The sequence below is a fragment of the Paenibacillus sp. GQ49 genome, from assembly GCF_059759055.1.
The window spans coordinates 447164-466470 of sequence record NZ_JCAXEL010000003.1 but is presented as its reverse complement, the minus strand read 5'-3'; the positions used below and the strand labels follow the sequence as shown (position 1 = coordinate 466470).

Genomic DNA, 19307 nt, shown 5'->3' with positions numbered 1-19307 from the left:
AATCCATTCCCTAAACATGCCAGCTTAGTATATGTCTAGCTTGTACGGAATATGTTTTTTCCATTCGGTCCGGGGACAAGGAATTTACAGATAATTCATTGGATTCACTGCTGTACCATTGTCTCGCACTTCAAAGTGCAAGTGAGGTCCTGTAGAGTTCCCTGTGTTTCCTGACTCAGCAATGGTATCACCCTTGCTCACGGTGTCCCCTTTGCTGACTTTAAATCCACCTTCGCGCAAGTGACCATATAACGTCCATAACCCGCCGCCATGGTCCACAATAACCGTATAGCCATAGCCGCTATACCATTCAGCCATAATTACAATTCCGCCAGAAGCAGCATAAACTGAGCTTCCCGTTGGAACAGCGAAATCAACACCAGCATGCATTTTACCCACTACACCCGTAATTGGATGGGTACGGGGACCGAATGGAGAAGAAATGCGTCCGCCAGATACCGGTCTTGAGAAAATACCATTACCTGATGAATACGTGACCTCACTGCTGCTATCCGAGCTGACTCTGGTTGGCGTCTTCGCTGCAGCTTTCGCCCGAGCAGCGGCTGCGGCTTTTGCTTTGGCTGCGGCGGCTGCCTGTTGTTCACGCAATTTATTTTTCTCTTGAAGAAGTGCCGAACGTTTGCTGGCAATCTGCATCAATACATCTTCCTGCTCTTGTGTCAGCTCTTCTGACTCTTCAATTTTAGCATCATATGAAGCGAGAAGCACTTGCTTTTCCGCTTCTTTTTCATTCAATTGGGACTTGCGCTGTTTCTTCTGTGCATACAGACTCTTGGCTTCTGCATATTGCACATCCAGTTCTGCCTTTTTGTCCACAACCAGTTGCTTGTCCGCTTTATGTTCATCCAGCAGATGCTGATCCTGATCCACGATCGTTTTGAGTGAATCCGCACGGGTCAGAAAGTCAGTGAAGCTGGTGGAGGACAACAATACATCCAGATACGATACAGCACCGTCCGTATACATCAGGCGCACACGTGACTCCAAAAGTTTCTCCCTTGCAACAATACGTTCTTCTGCCGCTTGAAGGTCTTTCTTGGTTGTACGGAGATCTTCCTCCGTGTTTTCGATCTGCAAGGATACGCTGGCCAGTTCATCACTAACGACATTGATCTGTTCCATGACAACCTTCAGATAAGCATTGGTTTTGTTCTTGTAATGCTGAGCTTCCTTTTTGTTGGAAGCGGCTTTTTTCTGCTCCTGCTTGGCAGTAGCTGCCTTGTTCTCCAGTTGCTGAATCTGCTGGTCAATATCGTTGATGCTACTCTTGGCATATCCGTCAGAAGGTTGAAGCGTCATACCGGCCAATAACGTTAAGGCCAGTAGCGAAGCGGTTTTTTTCAAAATGATGATCCCCCATCCTATGATTTCACAAGAAAGCAACCTGCACAGGTGGTGAACAGCATGTTCTTTGCTTTCTTCAATCTTAAAAGACTCCGTCTTTCCTACATATCGTCAAACAGCGCCCATGAATGAACCTGCTTTACCATTCTTTTCGACATATTCTGCAATTCGATCGATGTAAACAAGATTAAACGTTGAGTGATTTCCGAATGGACAGTGTACTTCCCAAAATACCTACCAGCACACCGAGTCCGATCAACAGTGTTCCAAACAGCAACCAGATTTCGCCGAGCGGAATCAAGTTAAGCATCTGCATGAATACATCCTGACCAATCGTGGCCATCAACTGGCTGTATCCTACGAACAGCACCCCAACCGTAATGACCGAGCCAATAAATCCAATGAGTGCACCTTCAATAAAGAAAGGCCAACGAATAAAGGTGTTGGTTGCGCCAACCAGCTTCATAATGCCGATCTCCCGGCGACGAGCCAGAATCGTTACGCGAATCGTATTCGAGATCAGGAACATGGACATCAGACCCAGTCCCCCGACAAAAATAAATCCGATATTACGCACTAGTTTCGTAAATTTGAACAATACTTCCACCGTTTCCTTGCCGTAGTTCACTTTCATGATCGGCTTCTCCGGGTGTTTTTCGTTCAAGGCTTCGATTTTTTGCGCCACAAAAGTCACGGTTTCCGGTTCAATGACCTCAACTTCAATGGTCTCCGGCAGTGGATTGTTATCCACATCGAAACCGCTAAGCACGTTATCTGCACTCTCCCCAAGACGTTCACGGAACTCCTTGAGTCCTTCTTCCTTGGAAACAAAACGGATCTCACTTACTTCTGGCATCGCGCTGATTTCTTGCTCCAGTGTGTTACGCAGGTTATCGTCCACATTCAGTTCGAGGAACGTGCTGATCTCTACCTGGCTATCAACCTGGTTCGCCATGGAATTTACATTGAGCACCAGCAACATGAACACGCCAAGAATCAGCAGCGACACAATAATGGACATGATGGAGGCTACAGACATCCAGCCGTTGCGGAATACGTTTTTGAATCCCTCCCGCAGATGACGCAAGAGAGTGCTAAAATTCATAACCGTATTCCCCTCTCATCTGATCCCGTACAATCTGTCCACGTTCAATGGCGATTACCCGTTTACGCATCGTGTTTACGATATCTTTGTTGTGGGTCGCCATAACAATGGTTGTCCCCCGGAAATTAATCTCATCCAGCAGTTGCATAATCCCCCATGACGTCTCCGGATCGAGGTTCCCTGTAGGCTCGTCCGCGATTATAACCGATGGGTTGTTGACGATAGCCCGTGCAATGGCAATACGTTGCTGTTCTCCACCCGAGAGCTGTGAAGGTTCGCGATTTGCCTTACTCCGCAGTCCCACCAAGTCGAGCACTTCCATCACCCGTTTTTTGATATGACGCTTCGGCGCTTCAATAACTTCCATCGCAAATGCCACATTCTCAAATGCTGTCATGCGTGGCAGCAGACGAAAATCCTGGAACACAACGCCGATGTTACGACGAACATAAGGAATCTTTCTTGGCTTCAATTTACCAATATTAAATCCGTTAATGGATATTTGTCCTTTGGTCGGAACTTCTTCTCTGTACATCAATTTCATAAATGTCGATTTGCCTGCGCCGGACGGACCGACGATATAGACAAATTCATTGCGGTCGATCTTCACCGACACCCCTTGTAATGCGTGGGTCCCATTGGCGTAGGTCTTCCACACGTCCTGCATTTCTATCACATCATCACTTCCTGCTCACATAGTTAGCCATTATCATTTCGACACAATCCCGGCATTTCCTTTAAAAAGACCTGAATTTCATCAGGAAAAAATCCATGTCGTCCCTGTTTTGATGGTGAAGCATGGATTCATATGAAGTTTATTGTAACAAATTTGTTACCTATTGAGTACCCGAAAGTTTTCCTGCATTGGATCATATATATAGAAAGTGTTACAAAGTCGGGAACAACTGAAGTATAAAGGAGCGTACGGTTATGAAAAAAATACATCTGACGGTCATTGTTCTATTCTCCATCCTCTTGATCGGCTCCGCGTCCTATGGATTGTTGTATATGTACGTGAATCAGCCTGCCCTGCCCAAAGACGTCCATGTTGGGGGCTGGTCGGTAGAAGGGAAGAACCGTAAGGAAGTTTTGCATGCAATCGATGAACGGATCCAAAAGCTGGAGGACTGGCCTGTCACCCTTGAAGTGACTGAACCTGACCCCAAGACCATGACGCATACCACAGCCCAGGTGGGAGTAAGCTACAACGTTAACAGCTTTGAGTCCGCAATACAGCAGCTTGAGGAAGGTAACCTGTGGGAACGCGCATATGCACGTTATCAATTTTCGAAAGAGTTCTCTCTGGATATGACCTACCACTTAGAACCACTCCAAGAACATCTCAGCCCTGCCTGGGAAAAAGAAACCTTCGGTACACCTGCGAACGCCGTTCGCCGCATTACCGCAAGTGACCAAGTCCAGTATATCCCGGAAAAGGGTGTCCGCCGGATTGATTGGGATACGCTCACAAGTCTCATTCAGACGAAGCTGCACCGGGATTTCAGTGCACTGAACCCGGATAAGAAACCAGCTCCGCTGATAATCCAGGTACCACTGTATACGCTGAAACCTGAGGTAACCCTTGACTCTCTTCGCCAAGAAGGCATTGAACGGAAGATCATCCAGTTCTCCACGGGTCTTGGCAATAGCAGTGAAGGCCGGATACATAATGTTAGCGCAGCCGCGGAAGCGATTAACGGCATGATTTTGCCTCCGGATGCCGTGTTCGATTATGAGAAGGTCGTCCGTAAAGCTGAAAAGGATTATGGGTTTCGTGAGGCACCGGTCATTGTGAACGGAAGACTGACCCCCGGGATTGGGGGTGGAATCTGCCAGGTATCCAGTACAGTGTATAACGCAGCACTGTTGACGGGTCTCGATATTATTGAGCGTCGCAATCACTCCCTGCCCGTCAAATACTTGCCGAAAGGATTGGATGCTACCTTTGCCTCGGGAGCCATCAATTTTCGCTTCAAAAACAATACAGGCAAGTCCTTGCTGATTCATGCCAAAGTCATAAACGGGAGTTTGGTCGTGAAATTTTTTGGGACATTCCCGGAAAACGTCAGCTATGCCCTTGAATCTCGTACCATTGAAACATTAAGTGTTCCTGTAAAGTATGTGTCCAGTACGGTATTGCCTGATGGTGCCCAGCAGGTGCTGCAAGACGGACAGCCTGGATATATTGTTGAGACGGTACGAACCAAGAGTGTAGACGGCAAAGTGGTCGAATCCAAAACGATCACACGGGATACGTACAAAGCTCAGAATCGTCTGATTGCCCGCTCTGGTCATAGCAGCTCGCCTGATCCACAAGGGCCTTCTGTGGTCGAGGACGGGGTTAGCGATACGAAACAGCCTTAGGCTCAATCCGTAATTCAGGCTTTCAAGGATCAGCTGATCCTACGAAAACAAAAAGACACACTTCACGTCCCTTTTGAGGATACGCCAGAAGTGTGTCTTTCCATGTTTTAAGATAGGTATTCGAGTTGTAATGAACTACGATTAGCTGCTATACGTAACTTACAGTTTACTGCATAACGGATTAGTGTCCGCCTGTGTATTCACCTTGCTCTTCGCCTACGACCATCTTCTCTTTTCCCATGAAGAAGGAAGCGACCAACGCGAGTGCAGCTGGAATCACAGCCCAGGCGAATAACTGGACGATGGAAGAAGACAGTGCATGTGTGATGGTGTCAAGCACCTGAGGCGGAATCGCCTGTCTGAGTTCTGGTGACAGCAATGCATGTGGATCGGTCAGATTCACTCCCTGAGGCATACCGCCCGCTGAAGCACCGCCTGCTTCCGTAGCTGAACCAGCAAGGGCATCGTTCATTTTGCGCGTAAACACCTGGCTCTGTACGATACCAAAGATCGTAATGCCCATCGTCATACCGAGGGACCGCAAAAAGTTAAGTGTGGAGCTTGCTGCTCCGCGTCTTTGCGGTTCAAACGCATTCATAGCTGCATTGCTAAGTACGGAGAACGAAGCACCGACACCAAGACCAACCATCACCATGTAGATACGTATCGTCCAAAGGGAAGAATTCTCATCCAGCGTAGTCAGCAATCCAAGTCCAATGACAAGTAAGGCCAACGTAGGGATCATGATATTGCGATACTTGATTTTGGTCATCAACACTCCGCCCAAGGACGCCGTCACAACAGACCCCAGCATCATGGGCAAAAGTACGAGACCGGAGTTGGTCGCTTTACCACCAAGTACTCCCTGTATGAAGATCGGAATGTACACGGATGCTGTAATGAACGCCGCACCACTGAACATACCAATGACGTTACTGGACCAGTAGACACGGTTGCGGAACATGCCGAAGGAGATGATCGGTTCCTTGGCTCTCGTTTCTGCAAACAGGAACAGCAGCGCTAGTGCTACGAATCCGGCAAACAAGCCAAGAATCTGCCAGGAACCCCAGGAAAATGTTTTGCCGCCCAGTTCCAGACCGAAGATCAGGCAGACAACGGCACCGATTAGCGTTACCGCACCCAGCCAGTCGATCTGTTGAGATTGATGCTGATGGGATTCTTTATAGAAGAACGCAATAAACACAAATGCAATCAAGCCGAGTGGCAGGTTGATATAAAATACCCATTCCCATGTCGCATACTGGGTAATGTAAGCACCGAGCAGGGGTCCAAATACGCTGGAGAGGCCGAAAACCGCTCCAAACAATCCACCCAATTTGCCGCGTGATTCTGGTGCAACAACATCAAACATAATCGTAAATGCAATCGGCACCAGGGCACCTGCACCAATACCTTGAATCGCTCTGTACATCGTCAATTCCACAATAGACGTTGCCGTTCCGCACAGTGCCGAGCCAAGCATAAACACAATAATACCAAATACAAAAAACTTCTTCCGGCCATACATATCCGATAGCTTACCGAAGATCGGCATTCCCGCCATCTCAGCCACCATGTACGCGGAGGTAACCCAGACGAACTTGTCGAGCCCACCCAATTTCCCGACAATATCCCCCATAGCTGTTGCCACGATGGTATTATCCATCGAGGCCATTAGTATGCTGAGCAGTAACCCTGCCAGCACCAATCCAATACTGTTTTTACGTGCAACCATTGTACTCAATCTCTCCATTCACGCTCTATTCATATGACTGCATTAGTATATCCGAAAGGAAGTCTGCGTTAATCAGTCCAGAGACCGATTGCTTTGCAGCAAAACTTCCGATTGCGGATGAACTTGCAGAGATGAACGGTGTTCCACTGTACCAATCCGGCAGCCAGGACCGATTTTTATTTTATCGCCACGGACAATCTCGGCCTCCGTATTCTCTAATTCAATATCATCACCTTCGATAATCTGTGCTTTGAGAATTGATTTATTCCCCGTAAACAAGTCATTCAACCGGCCACTCTTCACCGAGATGATGGAACCACCAATTTCCTTGACCTCTGATGGACCCATGATTTTGAGCGTCATGTGTTCAGCGCTGAGCATCCCCGCCATCGTCAATCGTCCGTTCAGCTTGATATTTTCCGCCTGACAATCCCCTGACAGATGAAGCTCACCGACCACTTTTATATGCTCAGCTTTGGCATGCAGGCCAGATGCCTGGATTCCATCCTCAACATCGTTGCTGGTCTCTCGCTCTTTCAGAGTAAGGGTGCCGGTAATTTTAATATCTGTGGATTCAAGCGATCCGTATATGACTGATGTACCCGTACATTTGAATCGATCACAAGATAGATTATCGTTAAAGGACGCGTCCCCTACGACCTTGATCTTGCCGTACACGCCACCAGAAGAACTGCCATCACCAACGATGCTGATATCCATTTTTTTGTCCAATGAACGCCCAGGATTGTTATTCATTTCGATCCCATCCCTTTCTCTCCATATCCAAACTTTAAATTCGCTGACTGCTGCCCACCTTGGCATCCTGATCTATCTCAAGTTCACCTGAATACTCGACAAGCCTGATGTTACAGCCGCGACCGATAAAAATGTTACTCCCCCGAACAATGTCAGCTTCGGTATCTTCCAGCACAATCTCATCACCCTCAATTAAGGATGTCTTAAAAGAAGGGGTCCCGCCCAGACCAATACTTTTCCAAAATCCATTCTGTTGTTCCTTGCGACGAATATCGATACGCTCTCCGCCAATCTCTTTAGCCGAAGAAGATGTATGCAGCCTGATCTCCACTGTTCCCGCATTCAGTAAGCCGCTGATCTTAATATTGCCCCGTACATTCAGGGACTCACATTGGACATCCCCTTCAATATCGATCACACCGCCAATATCAATTCGTTCCCCATCCACTCTTCCACGTACGGTACACTTTCCGTTCACTTCAAGCTCAGGGCTATGGAGATCTCCGTTAATCGTCGTCATGCCATCCACCCGAACACGAGAACTGGTCAAAGGACCGTTCAACGTACACATGCCGTTAATCGTTGCACTCTCGGAGCTCAAAGCGCCGTGCATCTTCAATGTTCCATTTACTTCCATAGAGGTGCAGTCCAGGTTGCCGTTCACCTTAGCCATGCCATCAATAGATACACGGTGAAAATTCCCGCCTGCCGTTTGACTTATGCCCGCCACATTCAGATCATTCCGCTTATTTCGTTCTTCCATAGATGATCCTCTCCTTATCCCAATTTGAGTTTTAATTCTTCCATAAATGTTCCCATCGGCTGCCTAAGAACCACTTTCACACCATTGTCAAAATAAAACTCCGTTCCTGCTGTTACCAGCATGAATGAAGGAACACCCATCTTACGAATAAGCACGAGTTCGCTGGGTTTGCCTGTAAAACGATAATAATGTTCGGACATCACTTCGATCAGCAAAGCACCCTCTTGCCGAGTAATATCTCCGCTCATTAACAGCTTATCAAGGACGTAGAGCATCATAATCTGCTCCAAAACATACAACGGTTGTTCTCGACCTGCTTCTTTTAACAGATCCAGCGAGATCTGTGAAACAATGTTTCGCTCTAATAGTTGCTGTGCAGACATCTCTACTTCACCCAACGTAGGTGAGAACACGTCTGCCAGCTCATCCAGCGATAATCCGTCTTTCATATTGAGAATCTTGTCAATGCGAAGTAATATCTGTTGTTTGGGAAAAAAGGTCTCTTGTCCGGTGTAGGAAGACTTCCGAATGAACCATTCTTCCGGAATGAGATTTTTCCGCTTCCAACGGTATAACTGGCCGTATGAGATTCCTGTCAGGTCCAACAATTCTTTCTTGGAGATCAAATCATCCGTCATATATAGTCCCCCTTTTTATTGAAATGAGTGTAACATAACATTGTTACGTTGTAAACCGCATTGAAAAATCGATGATCAGATTACAGATTTCCACTTTAACCACTGGTGTGAAATTCTTTGTTTTCTACTATAGATCTTGTTATTGCAATGGAAGCATAATGCGTATAACCTGTTACATATAAACACTTTGGAGGCCTAGGCATCCGATTTTCATCCCATCGTCTCATGTCAGAACACGTGGTTAACAAACTTATGAAAGGGGTTTCTTATACTCATGGCACTTATTAAATGTGATTTTTACTCGGATACGCTTGGGCTTAGCACCAGCATGCATGTCATTCTGCCGCAACAAACCCACAATCAGATCGGTATGGAGAATGTGACTGGCAAAGGGTTGCACCCAACCCTGTACCTGCTGCACGGTCTGTCTGATGATGATTCCATCTGGCTGCGCCGGACTTCCATCGAACGTTATGTAGCAAACCTCGGGATCGCTGTTGTTATGCCACAGGTACATCGCAGCTTCTATACCAATATGGTAGAAGGCGGACGTTATTGGAGTTTTATCAGTGAAGAACTGCCGGCACTTGCTCGTTCTTTCTTCCCGCTGTCAGATCAAAGGGAGGGCAATTTCGTTGCCGGATTATCCATGGGTGGCTATGGGGCGTTCAAGCTGGCCCTTCGTAAACCAGATCAATATGCTGCAGCTGCCAGTCTGTCTGGAGCACTCGACATGTCTGCACATATGGATAGAAATGCATCCTCAGCATTACAACAGACGGAGTTACAGCGGATTTTCGGACCCGAGGTGACAGGTACAGAGAACGATCTAATCCATCTGTTAAAAGAAAATCAATCTAGCGAAAGTCCTCGACCTTTGCTCTACCAATGTTGCGGAACGGAAGATTTCCTGTATGAGGATAATCAAACCTTCCGGCATGCCTGTGAACAGACGAACTTCGAACTGACGTACGAGGAAGGGCCTGGTGAACATGAGTGGGGCTACTGGGATGCCAAGATTCAGGATGTATTGAAATGGTTGCCTTTACAAAAGCGCGATTAGTGGAGAATTGCAATGGAGCTACCGCGAGTAACTAAACTGGTACTCCGATAGTAAAACAACCTACCTTCCGTACGCGGTTGAGTTCAATATATCTAGAGCACATCGCTGTAAAACACAAAGAAGCAGGCCGTTGAGAACAAAGTTCTCTGGCCTGCTTCTTTGTTGTACTGTTGTATCTGTAAGGGTACCTTATAGTAGCGGTGATATTAACCGCGGTTCGTAATCCATTGCTCGGTGATCTCCAGTACCTTCTCACTGCGTCCAATCGCTTCAGCAACTTGACCCGAAGCTGTCCCGCCGTAAACATTACGCGCGTTCACAACCGCTTCCGGTTGCAGCACATTATAGATCCGGTCATCAAACAACGGTGAGAACTGACGGAATTCATCAATCGTCAGATCCAGCAAATACTTGCTGTTCTGGATGCAGTACAACACCGTTTTACCAATCACTTCATGCGCCTGACGGAAAGGCAAGCCTTCGCCCACGAGGAAGTCAGCAATATCCGTAGCATTGGAGAAATCCTGGTTGACCGCTTGACGCATCCGATCCTTGTTCACTGTCATTGTCGCGATCATCGGAGCAAACAGTTGCAGTGCACCCTCCAGCGTCGCTACTGTATCAAACATGCCTTCTTTGTCTTCCTGCATGTCTTTGTTGTATGCCAGTGGAAGAGATTTTAGTACCGTCAGCAAACCGATCAGGTTGCCGTACACACGTCCTGTTTTACCACGAACGAGTTCAGGAACGTCCGGGTTTTTCTTCTGAGGCATAATGCTGCTGCCTGTGCAGAACGCATCGTCCAGTTCAACGAACCCAAACTCTGTGCTGCTCCACAGCACCAACTCTTCACTCAGACGGGACAAGTGAGTCATGATCAGCGAAGCGGCTGCCAGGAACTCAACGATAAAGTCACGGTCGCTTACTGCGTCCAGACTGTTCTCGTACACCCCATCAAAGCCCAGTTGTTCCGCCACAAAATGACGGTCAATCGGGAATGTTGTGCCCGCGAGCGCACCTGCGCCCAGTGGCAGGATATTAATGCGTTTGTAACTGTCCATCAGACGCTCCGCATCCCGTTGGAACATGGATACATACGCCATCAGGTGATGGGCGAACAGAATTGGCTGTGCCCGTTGAAGATGCGTATAACCCGGTACGATGGTATCGAGGTTATCTTTTGCTTGTCCAATCAGTGCTTCCTGCAAGGAATGCAGCATGCCTACAAATCCAACGACGCGCTCACGCAGGTACAAGTGCATATCCGTTGCAACTTGATCGTTCCGGCTACGGCCTGTATGTAATTTACCGCCTACAGGACCAATCGTCTCGATCAGGTTTTTCTCAATATTCATGTGGATGTCTTCGTCCGATACGGAGAATTCCACTTCGCCCGCACGGATTTTGTGCAGAACGGTGATCAATCCTTCTTTGATGGTCTCTACATCTTCCGCTGGCAGAATGCCGCATTTGCCCAGCATCGTTACATGAGCCAGACTGCCCTGAATATCTTCCTCAGCCAAAGCTTTGTCAAAATTGATCGATGCCGTATATTCCTCAACCAAATGATTGGTTTGTTTTGTAAAACGTCCTCCCCACAGCTTGCTCACAGTGAGTACTCCCCTTTCGCTCATGGACAAAGCCGCTCCTGCCAGATGTGCAAGAACGGCCTGCCTTGTCATTTATATTGATGTAGCTCTAGTATGCAGGTTGAAATTAGTTTTTGTTTTGCTCCACGCCGGAGTTTACTTTCAAACGCAATGCATTCAGGCGGATAAAGCCTGTTGCATCACCTTGATCGTAGGCTTGCGTTGGATCAGCTTCCATCGTTGCGATGTCCGGATTGTAGAGGCTGACAGGACTTTTCACGCCTGCGCCGATGATGTTGCCTTTGTACAGTTTCACACGAACCGTACCTGTTACATTTTTCTGGCTTTCAGTCACCAGCGCTTGCAGCGCCAGACGTTCCGGTGCGAACCAGAAGCCGTTGTAAACGAGTGTGCTGTAACGTGTGATCAGGCTGTCACGCAGGTTCATCACTTCACGGTCCATCGTGATGGACTCCATTTTGCGATGTGCGGTGAACAAGATTGTTCCACCTGGTGTTTCGTATACGCCACGGCTCTTCATACCAACAAAACGGTTCTCAACCATATCTACACGGCCAATACCATGTTTGCCACCCAGCTCGTTCAGTTGCTCCATCACTTGCAGTGGGCTCAGGCGCTCACCGTTCAGTGCAACACAGTCACCTTGTTCGAATTCCAGTTCAACATATTCCGCTTGATCCGGTGCATCTTCAGGTGCACTGCTCAGCAGGAACATGTCTTTGTTCTCGTCCGCGCTTGGATCGAACCAAGGATCTTCGAGAACACCGCTCTCATAGCTGATATGCAGCAAGTTACGGTCTGTCGAGTACGGTTTAGCCGCAGAAGCGGTTACCGGAATGCCATGTTTTTCAGCGTAAGCAATCATCTCGGCACGTCCCGGGAATTGGTTACGGAATTCTTCCAGACGCCAAGGTGCAATTACGTTAATGTCTGGTGTCAGCGCAGCCGCGTTCAGCTCAAAGCGAACTTGGTCATTACCTTTACCTGTAGCGCCGTGAGCGATGGCTGTAGCACCTTCTGCACGAGCGATATCCACCATACGTTTAGCGATCAGTGGACGAGCGATACTTGTACCAAGCAGGTATTGTCCTTCATAGAGGGCGCCAGCCTGGAACATCGGATAGATGAAATCTTTTGCGAACTCATCGCGTAGATCGTCAATGTATACTTTGGAAGCGCCTGTTGCCAGTGCTTTTTCCTCCAAACCATCCAGTTCATCCTTTTGTCCAATATCCGCTGTGAATGCGATAATCTCTGCATCATATGTTTCTTTCAACCATTTCAAAATTACAGATGTGTCCAACCCGCCTGAATATGCGAGTACAATTTTTTCCTTAGCCATGTTCGATGGTCCTCCCCAAGATCAGTTGCTATAAACTTTTATCTATCATCGCGAAATCTGCGCCTAAAATCAACCCATTCAATGAAATAGCAGCTATTCGCTCATTAATGCAGCCATTAATGCTTTCTGTGCATGCAAGCGATTCTCCGCCTGATCAAAGATCAGGGAGTTCGGTCCGTCAATTACACCGGCACTCACTTCTTCGCCGCGGTGTGCTGGCAGACAATGCAAGAACATGTAGTCTGGCTTCGCGCCTTTCATCAGTTCCTCGTCCACTTGATATGCCGCAAATGCCTGCTCACGAATCTTCTGCTCTTCCTCAAAGCCCATGCTCGCCCATACATCCGTATACACGATATCTGCATCTTTCGCTGCTTCTTGTGCACTGTACGTTACAGTCACTTCAGAACCGCTCTCCTGTGCGATAATGCGCGCCTGCTCCACAACTGCGCTATCCGGCTCATAGCCTTCTGGCGTTGCTACAGCAACATGCATACCCATCTTCGCTGCACCCAGCATCAGGGAGTGCGCCATGTTGTTGCCATCTCCGATGTAGGCCATTTTCAGACCTGCGAGCTTGCCTTTGTGCTCCAGCACCGTTTGGAAGTCTGCCAGGACCTGACAAGGATGCGCTGCATCGCTCAGGCCGTTAATGACCGGAACATCCGCATGCTCTGCCAGTTCAGTTACATTATGGTGTCCAAAGGTACGGATCATGATGCCGTCCAGGTAACGGGACAATACTTTCGCTGTATCATGTGTTGTTTCCCCGCGACCCAGCTGGATATCATTTTTGCTCAGGAAGAGCGCGTGTCCGCCCAATTGGAACATACCCACTTCAAAGGATACACGCGTACGTGTAGATGATTTTTCAAAAATAAGTCCGATCGTTTTGCCTTTCAACGGTTGAAAAGGTACACCGCTTTTTTGCTTGCCTTTAATCTCAATCGCGAGATCAAGCAGATAACGAATCTCCTCGGCTGTGTAGTCCGTGAATTCGATAAAATCCCGGCCTCTTAGATCAATCTTTTGAATCTTTTCCGTCTGTTGTGCTGTCATGTATAATGTCCTCCTTATTTCCGGTTCCCTGCACCCGCATGGGCAGAAGAGAGCAACGTTGACACTTTGTTTGGATGCTTCTCAAGTTTATTCATTTCCACCTTCTGCAGGTTCACCGCGCGGCTACAGGGATTCATCATCTCGTTCTGCTTCGAGGCCGGTAATGGCCTCGAGACAGAAAGGTTCTCATTTTTATATTAGGCTTTCGCCGCTACGTGCTCTTCGATCAATGTGGCTACCAGGGATACCGCCTCGTCGATCTCTTCTTTGCTCACATACAGGTTCGGAAGCAAACGAATCACATTCGGTCCTGCGGAGACAAACAAAATACCGCGTTTTTGCCCAGCAAGCACAATATCACCTACCGGCTCAGCACATTCGATGCCGACCAGCAATCCCAAGCCACGAACTTCCTTCACAAAGGAATTGCCCGCCAGACGATTCCGCAGGGAGCTCATCAGGTATTCACCCATCTCCGCTGCACGCTCTGGCAAACGATCTTCCAGCATCGTTTCAATTGTCGCAATGACAACGGATGAAGCGAGCGGTGTTCCGCCAAATGTTGTCGCATGACTGCCTGGCGTGAACGCATCCCGCAAGAAGCCTTTACCCAGCATCGCTCCCACAGGGAAACCACTGCCGATACCTTTGGCAACAGTGAACACGTCTGGCTCAATGCCGTAGTGCTCGTGCGCAAACAGTTTGCCTGTACGTCCCATTCCAGTCTGTACTTCATCGACAATCAGAAGCAAACCGTGCTCGTCACACAATTTCCGTACATGTTTGACGAATTCCGGTTCGACTGGATATACACCACCCTCGGCTTGAACCATCTCCAGCATAATAGCTGCCGTATTAGGTCCAATTGCCGCTTCCAGTGCAGGAATATCGTGCAAAGGTACTGTTACAAATCCGGCTGGCAATGGCAAAAATCCTTCTTTCACCTTATCCTGTCCAGTTGCTGTCAGTGTTGCAAGCGTCCGTCCATGGAAGGATTGGGCAAAGGTAATCACTTCATACCGATCTGTGCCTTTCACCTTCTGGTGATAACGACGGGCTACTTTAATAGCCGCTTCATTCGCTTCAGCACCACTGTTACAGAAGAACACTGCGTCAGCGCATGTATTGGCTGTCAGCAATGCTGCTGCTTTCTCCTGGCCCGGAATCTGGAACAGGTTGGACACATGCCACAACTCATCAATCTGAGCTTTCAGCTTGGCTCCAACTTTCTCCGGTGCATGGCCCAGGCTAGTTACAGCGAGTCCGCACATGAAATCGAGATAACGGTTCCCCTGATCATCCCACAACCAGCTGCCTTTACCTTTAACCAGACTGATTGGATAACGCGCATACGTTTGGAAAAGCGAGCTTTCCGTCTGTGCCGCTGCACCTGTTGCTGTTGCGCCCGCTACCGCTGTGCCAGAACCTGGCTGTTCGTTGCCTTTTGCCATGACCATATCACTCCTTATTGGTTGGTGCAACGGCAATTATATAAGAGCTCTTATTTACACTAGATCACTCCGATTGCGGAACCATCTTCCGAACGTATGCATACTCCACTTCGATGACAGAACAACCTTCCGATCGCTGTTATCCCTGGATTTTTTTTATTCCCCTTCAATGGGGAAAATCCTGTGATAAAGGCGAGATGATGCTTACGAAGTAGCTTTCTTTCAGAAAGCTTTTAGCTCCGCTTCTTCAGGTTATTTCTGTCCTCTCCGTTATGCATTTTTATTCTTCAGATTGGTTCTGCACCCTACGATATGTGAGTGTAATATTAGATTTCTTATATAAAAAAGCTGTGCACATATTTTTTTATTTAATATAAGACTATTAAGACCCTAGCACACTGAGAGCAAATTATTGCATACGGATGATTCTTGTTCCGATGATTTCTCCGCCGAGCACTCGGCTTAGGATTTGGGGTTCGCTGCCGTCTACGATGACGACCTCACGTACTTGACCATGAATACAAGCGATAGCTGCACGTACTTTCGGAATCATGCCGCCATAGATTTCTCCGGTCTGGATCATGTCCTCAATCTCTTGTACAGATACGGATGGCAGTACTTTTTTCTCGCCGCCTACGTTCTTCATGATGCCAGGAACGTCTGTCACGACAATCATCCGACTTACGCCGAGATGAGACGCCACTGCACCCGCAGCTGTATCTGCGTTAATGTTGTAGCGTTGTCCAGTTGCATCTACGCCAACTGGTGCGATAACCGGCATATAACCCATGTTCACGATGCCTTGGATAATCTCTGCGTTCACACCAGTGACATCGCCTACCCAACCGATCTCTGCGTGGTTCGATACGGGCTTCGCCTGAATCAGACCTCCATCAACGCCGGACAAGCCTAGTGCACGACCGCCCACACGTTGAATCAGACGCACGATCTGTTTGTTGATACTGCCCGCAAGCACCATCTCCACTACGTCCAGCACAGGTTCAGTTGTTTTGCGCAGGCCATTAACGAATTCGGTTTCGATACCAAGCTTCGCCAGGTTATCTGAGATCGCAGGACCTCCGCCATGTACGATTACCGGCTGCGTACCCTGAGACTGCAAATCACGCAGATCCGCAAAGAAAGATTCAGGCAACGCTGCGAGCGTACTTCCTCCACATTTCATGACAAACATCTGCTTCTCAGTACCCGCTTCCGTTGCGGTACTATCATTTGGCAATGTTGAATTCAAGAGAACAACTCCTTTCATAGTAAAAATTACATTCAAAAAAATATAACATTTTATAAGGTAACAAAGGCTGGTAGGAGTCCATTCCGAATTCGGATTGTTCTTTCGATCGCTGTTGTCTCCAGGTTCTTGAATTATCCCTATATAGGGGAATACCCGGAGACAAAGGCGACCGCTCCGCTTCTGCAGAATCAATTCCGTCTTCTCCATTACTATCGCTATATGTTCAACACCAAACAACAAGTTTAAATTTTATTGATAATTTTTGAAACATCTCACGAAACAGCTTCACAATAGAAGACAGCTGTTTCGCAAAACCTTTATCCCAAAGACTTATTACGTGCGGTATGCTGCGTTAATTCGTACGTAGTCATACGTCAGGTCACAGCCCCAGGCTGTTGCTGTTCCTTCGCCGTGGTGCAGATCCACCACAATGCGAACCGTATCAGTTTGCAAATACGCCAGTGCCACTTCTTCGTCGAATACGACTGGGCGGGACTGCGCGAGTACCGAGATCTCTCCCAAACGGATATCCACGGTATCCGGGTTCACCGGCTGTCCTGCACGCCCTACGGCTGCAATAATCCGTCCCCAGTTGGCATCAGCGCCGAACATGGCGGATTTCACCAGACTGGAACCAATGACGGTTTTGGCGATCGCTTGCGCGGATTCATCACTCACTGCACCTGTAACTTCTACCTCAACCAGTTTGGTTGCTCCTTCACCATCACGAGCAATGGCTTTGGCCAGCACTTGGCATACATAGGTGAATCCAGCTGCAAAAGCGTCCCAATCCGGGTGCTCCATCGTCAGCTCTTCATTGCCTGCATATCCACTGGACATAGCTACCAGCATGTCGTTCGTACTCGTATCTCCATCGACGGTAATCATGTTAAATGTGTGATTGGTTGCCTGACGCAGCAGGCGCTGCAACGCTTCTGCACCAATGACCGCGTCAGAGGTCATGAAAGCGAGCATTGTCGCCATATTCGGATGAATCATACCCGAGCCTTTGGCGGCTCCCGCAATCGTAACCGTCTTGCCGTTAACCTTAACGGAGACGCAGGCTTCCTTTTTCACCAAATCCGTTGTCAGAATCGCTTGTGAAAATTGTTCCGCCTCATTCGATTCCTTGCCCAGTTGCTCCGGAAGCGCCTTGATGCCTGAATGTACAGCATCCATCTTGAGCAATTCACCAATGACACCTGTGGAAGCCACAGCAACGTCCTCTTCTGCCACACCCAACTCACGCGCAGCGGCTGAACGCATCGCATAAGCATCTTCTTCACCTTGTTGCCCTGTACATGCATTGGCGTTGCCGCTATTAACGATGACCGCCTGAAGGCGTCCATTGCTCAAGCTTTCGCGCGTTACTTTGAGTGGCGCCGCCTGAAACACGTTGGTCGTGTATACAGCAGCAGCTGTAGCCGGTACATCACAGCGGATCGCTCCAATGTCATTGCGAGATGTTTTTTTCAATCCGCAGTGAAGTCCACCCGCAGTGAACCCCCCAGGAGTTACAATTGTTCCGTTCTCAACCACGGTAAAAGTCTGTTGCTCCACATTCGTTCCCATATCATATCCCCCGTATGCGTTCAGCTATATGCTGATGATCGCCTGCTTAACCTGATCCGTTCTCCCTAAGTGGCTCCGAGAATGCACTTTTACAACGAATGTACTTATGCTCCTCTTGAATTCCATCTCTTATGGATATACCGGTGTCATGTTCAGCCCGAGGTTCTCCTCCCATCCCATCATCAGGTTCATATTTTGAATCGCTTGCCCGGATGCACCCTTCACCAGATTGTCGATGACCGAAATAATCGTCAAACGTCCTGTGCGAGGATCCACCGCAAATCCGATGTCACAATAGTTCGATCCATACACTTCCTTGGTCGAAGGCCAGATGCCCGGTTCACGTACACGTACGAAAGGTTTATTTTCATAATATTTGCGGTACAAATCTACGATCTCCCGATCACTGTGTTCCCCAATCAGGCTGGCATACATCGTACTCATGATTCCACGTGTCATTGGCACCAGATGTGTTGTAAAGGTAACCGTAACAGGCGTTCCCGTTATATTGCCAAGCACTTGTTCGATCTCGGGAATATGTTGGTGTTTGTTCAGTTTATAAGCTTTGAAATTCTCATTCATCTCTGCATAATGGTTCGTCAAACTTGTTCCTCGTCCCGCTCCCGATACGCCCGATTTGGCATCAATGATAATGGTGGATGGATCAATCCATCCCGCTTCTACTGCAGGGATCAGTCCAAGAAGTGTAGCCGTTGGATAACAGCCCGGGTTGGATATAAAATTCTGTCCCTTCACTTCTTCGCCATACACCTCAGCCATGCCATATACCGCCTGTTCCAACAAATCAGCTGGAGGCGCCGGATGTTTATACCACTCTTCATACACTGCTCCATCTTTGAGTCTGAAATCACCAGACAGATCAATGACCTTAAGCCCTGCTGCCAGCAAGCTTGGTACGAGCTTCGCACTTACGCCGGACGGGGTCGCTGTGAATACCAGATCTGCACGACTCGCAATTCCAGCCGGATCGACGCCGTCGAGCGGCCTGTGAATCACGTCCGTCAAATGCGGAAACCCATCTGCGATGGATTCACCACTGCTCGATGATGAGATCACCGATGTGATTTCAACCAGCGGATGGTTCTGGAAAAAACGAATCAGCTCCACCCCGCCGTAGCCGGTGGAACCGACGATTGCCACTTTTAATTTGTTATTCACTCTCGCTCCCCCAATCTCGATGTATGCGCTACTTGTGCTAAGCCATCCCTTAATAA

At 48.2% G+C, this 19307-nt stretch carries 16 protein-coding genes; 2 read left to right on the top strand and 14 right to left on the bottom strand.

Features of this window, described 5'->3' with window-relative positions; all coding sequences use genetic code 11:
- Positions 1-84: 84 nt before the first annotated feature.
- From AC6CIF_RS09105 to ftsE, 3 genes are all read right to left on the bottom strand, one after another.
- Positions 85-1365 carry a murein hydrolase activator EnvC family protein gene (locus tag AC6CIF_RS09105; RefSeq protein ID WP_498199158.1) on the bottom strand — a complete coding sequence of 427 codons (1281 nt, stop codon included), beginning with the start codon at positions 1363-1365 and terminating at the stop codon, positions 85-87.
- Between the two features lie 187 nt (positions 1366-1552).
- Positions 1553-2470, bottom strand: a complete 918-nt coding sequence (ftsX, locus tag AC6CIF_RS09100) for a permease-like cell division protein FtsX (protein ID WP_498199156.1) — start codon at positions 2468-2470, stop codon at positions 1553-1555.
- Positions 2460-3146, bottom strand: coding sequence for a cell division ATP-binding protein FtsE (gene ftsE, locus AC6CIF_RS09095; protein ID WP_024631580.1), 687 nt, complete (start codon positions 3144-3146; stop codon positions 2460-2462). The genes ftsX and ftsE overlap by 11 nt, the downstream gene beginning before the upstream one ends.
- Positions 3147-3400: 254 nt before the next feature.
- On the opposite strand from ftsE, the gene AC6CIF_RS09090 reads away from it, so the two are divergent.
- A complete protein-coding gene (locus tag AC6CIF_RS09090; RefSeq protein ID WP_498199154.1) occupies positions 3401-4834 on the top strand; it encodes a VanW family protein in 1434 nt (477 codons plus the stop codon).
- Positions 4835-5015: 181 nt separating this feature from the next.
- Here the strand turns inward: AC6CIF_RS09090 and AC6CIF_RS09085 are convergent, their stop codons facing one another.
- The 4 genes from AC6CIF_RS09085 to AC6CIF_RS09070 all read right to left on the bottom strand — a co-directional run bounded on the left by AC6CIF_RS09085 (position 5016) and on the right by AC6CIF_RS09070 (position 8726).
- Positions 5016-6569, bottom strand: a complete 1554-nt coding sequence (locus AC6CIF_RS09085) for an MFS transporter (protein WP_498199152.1) — start codon at positions 6567-6569, stop codon at positions 5016-5018.
- A 72-nt stretch (positions 6570-6641) separates the two neighbouring features.
- Positions 6642-7325 carry a hypothetical protein gene (locus AC6CIF_RS09080; RefSeq protein ID WP_498199150.1) on the bottom strand — a complete coding sequence of 228 codons (684 nt, stop codon included), beginning with the start codon at positions 7323-7325 and terminating at the stop codon, positions 6642-6644.
- 34 nt (positions 7326-7359) lie between these two features.
- Positions 7360-8088: a polymer-forming cytoskeletal protein gene (locus AC6CIF_RS09075; protein ID WP_340912484.1), complete on the bottom strand. Its 729-nt coding sequence runs from the start codon at positions 8086-8088 to the stop codon at positions 7360-7362.
- Positions 8089-8102: 14 nt separating this feature from the next.
- Positions 8103-8726, bottom strand: coding sequence for a YhbD family protein (locus tag AC6CIF_RS09070; protein ID WP_498199149.1), 624 nt, complete (start codon positions 8724-8726; stop codon positions 8103-8105).
- A 274-nt stretch (positions 8727-9000) separates the two neighbouring features.
- Here AC6CIF_RS09070 and AC6CIF_RS09065 point away from each other — a divergent pair, with 274 nt between their 5' ends.
- The gene (locus tag AC6CIF_RS09065; protein ID WP_498199148.1) at positions 9001-9789 is read left to right on the top strand and encodes an alpha/beta hydrolase; all 789 of its coding nucleotides are present in this window, start codon (positions 9001-9003) and stop codon (positions 9787-9789) included.
- A 206-nt stretch (positions 9790-9995) separates the two neighbouring features.
- On the opposite strand, the gene argH is transcribed toward AC6CIF_RS09065, so the two are convergent.
- The 7 genes from argH to argC form a co-directional block, all read right to left on the bottom strand.
- Positions 9996-11399: an argininosuccinate lyase gene (gene argH, locus AC6CIF_RS09060; RefSeq protein ID WP_498199214.1), complete on the bottom strand. Its 1404-nt coding sequence runs from the start codon at positions 11397-11399 to the stop codon at positions 9996-9998.
- A gap of 106 nt (positions 11400-11505) precedes the next feature.
- Positions 11506-12741, bottom strand: coding sequence for an argininosuccinate synthase (locus AC6CIF_RS09055; protein ID WP_017692004.1), 1236 nt, complete (start codon positions 12739-12741; stop codon positions 11506-11508).
- 93 nt (positions 12742-12834) lie between these two features.
- Positions 12835-13800 (bottom strand): ornithine carbamoyltransferase, encoded by a 966-nt coding sequence (gene argF, locus AC6CIF_RS09050; RefSeq protein ID WP_047840650.1) that lies wholly within the window; start codon positions 13798-13800, stop codon positions 12835-12837.
- Positions 13801-13997: 197 nt separating this feature from the next.
- A complete protein-coding gene (locus AC6CIF_RS09045) occupies positions 13998-15251 on the bottom strand; it encodes an aspartate aminotransferase family protein (RefSeq protein ID WP_169479733.1) in 1254 nt (417 codons plus the stop codon).
- Positions 15252-15660: 409 nt separating this feature from the next.
- Complete coding sequence (argB, locus tag AC6CIF_RS09040) at positions 15661-16443, bottom strand: acetylglutamate kinase (protein ID WP_498199212.1); 783 nt, start codon at positions 16441-16443, stop codon at positions 15661-15663.
- Between the two features lie 390 nt (positions 16444-16833).
- Positions 16834-18072, bottom strand: coding sequence for a bifunctional glutamate N-acetyltransferase/amino-acid acetyltransferase ArgJ (argJ, locus tag AC6CIF_RS09035; RefSeq protein ID WP_498199147.1), 1239 nt, complete (start codon positions 18070-18072; stop codon positions 16834-16836).
- A gap of 129 nt (positions 18073-18201) precedes the next feature.
- Entirely contained in the window at positions 18202-19251 is a 1050-nt protein-coding gene (gene argC / locus AC6CIF_RS09030) for an N-acetyl-gamma-glutamyl-phosphate reductase (protein WP_498199146.1), read from the bottom strand.
- Between the last annotated feature and the right edge of the window lie 56 nt (positions 19252-19307).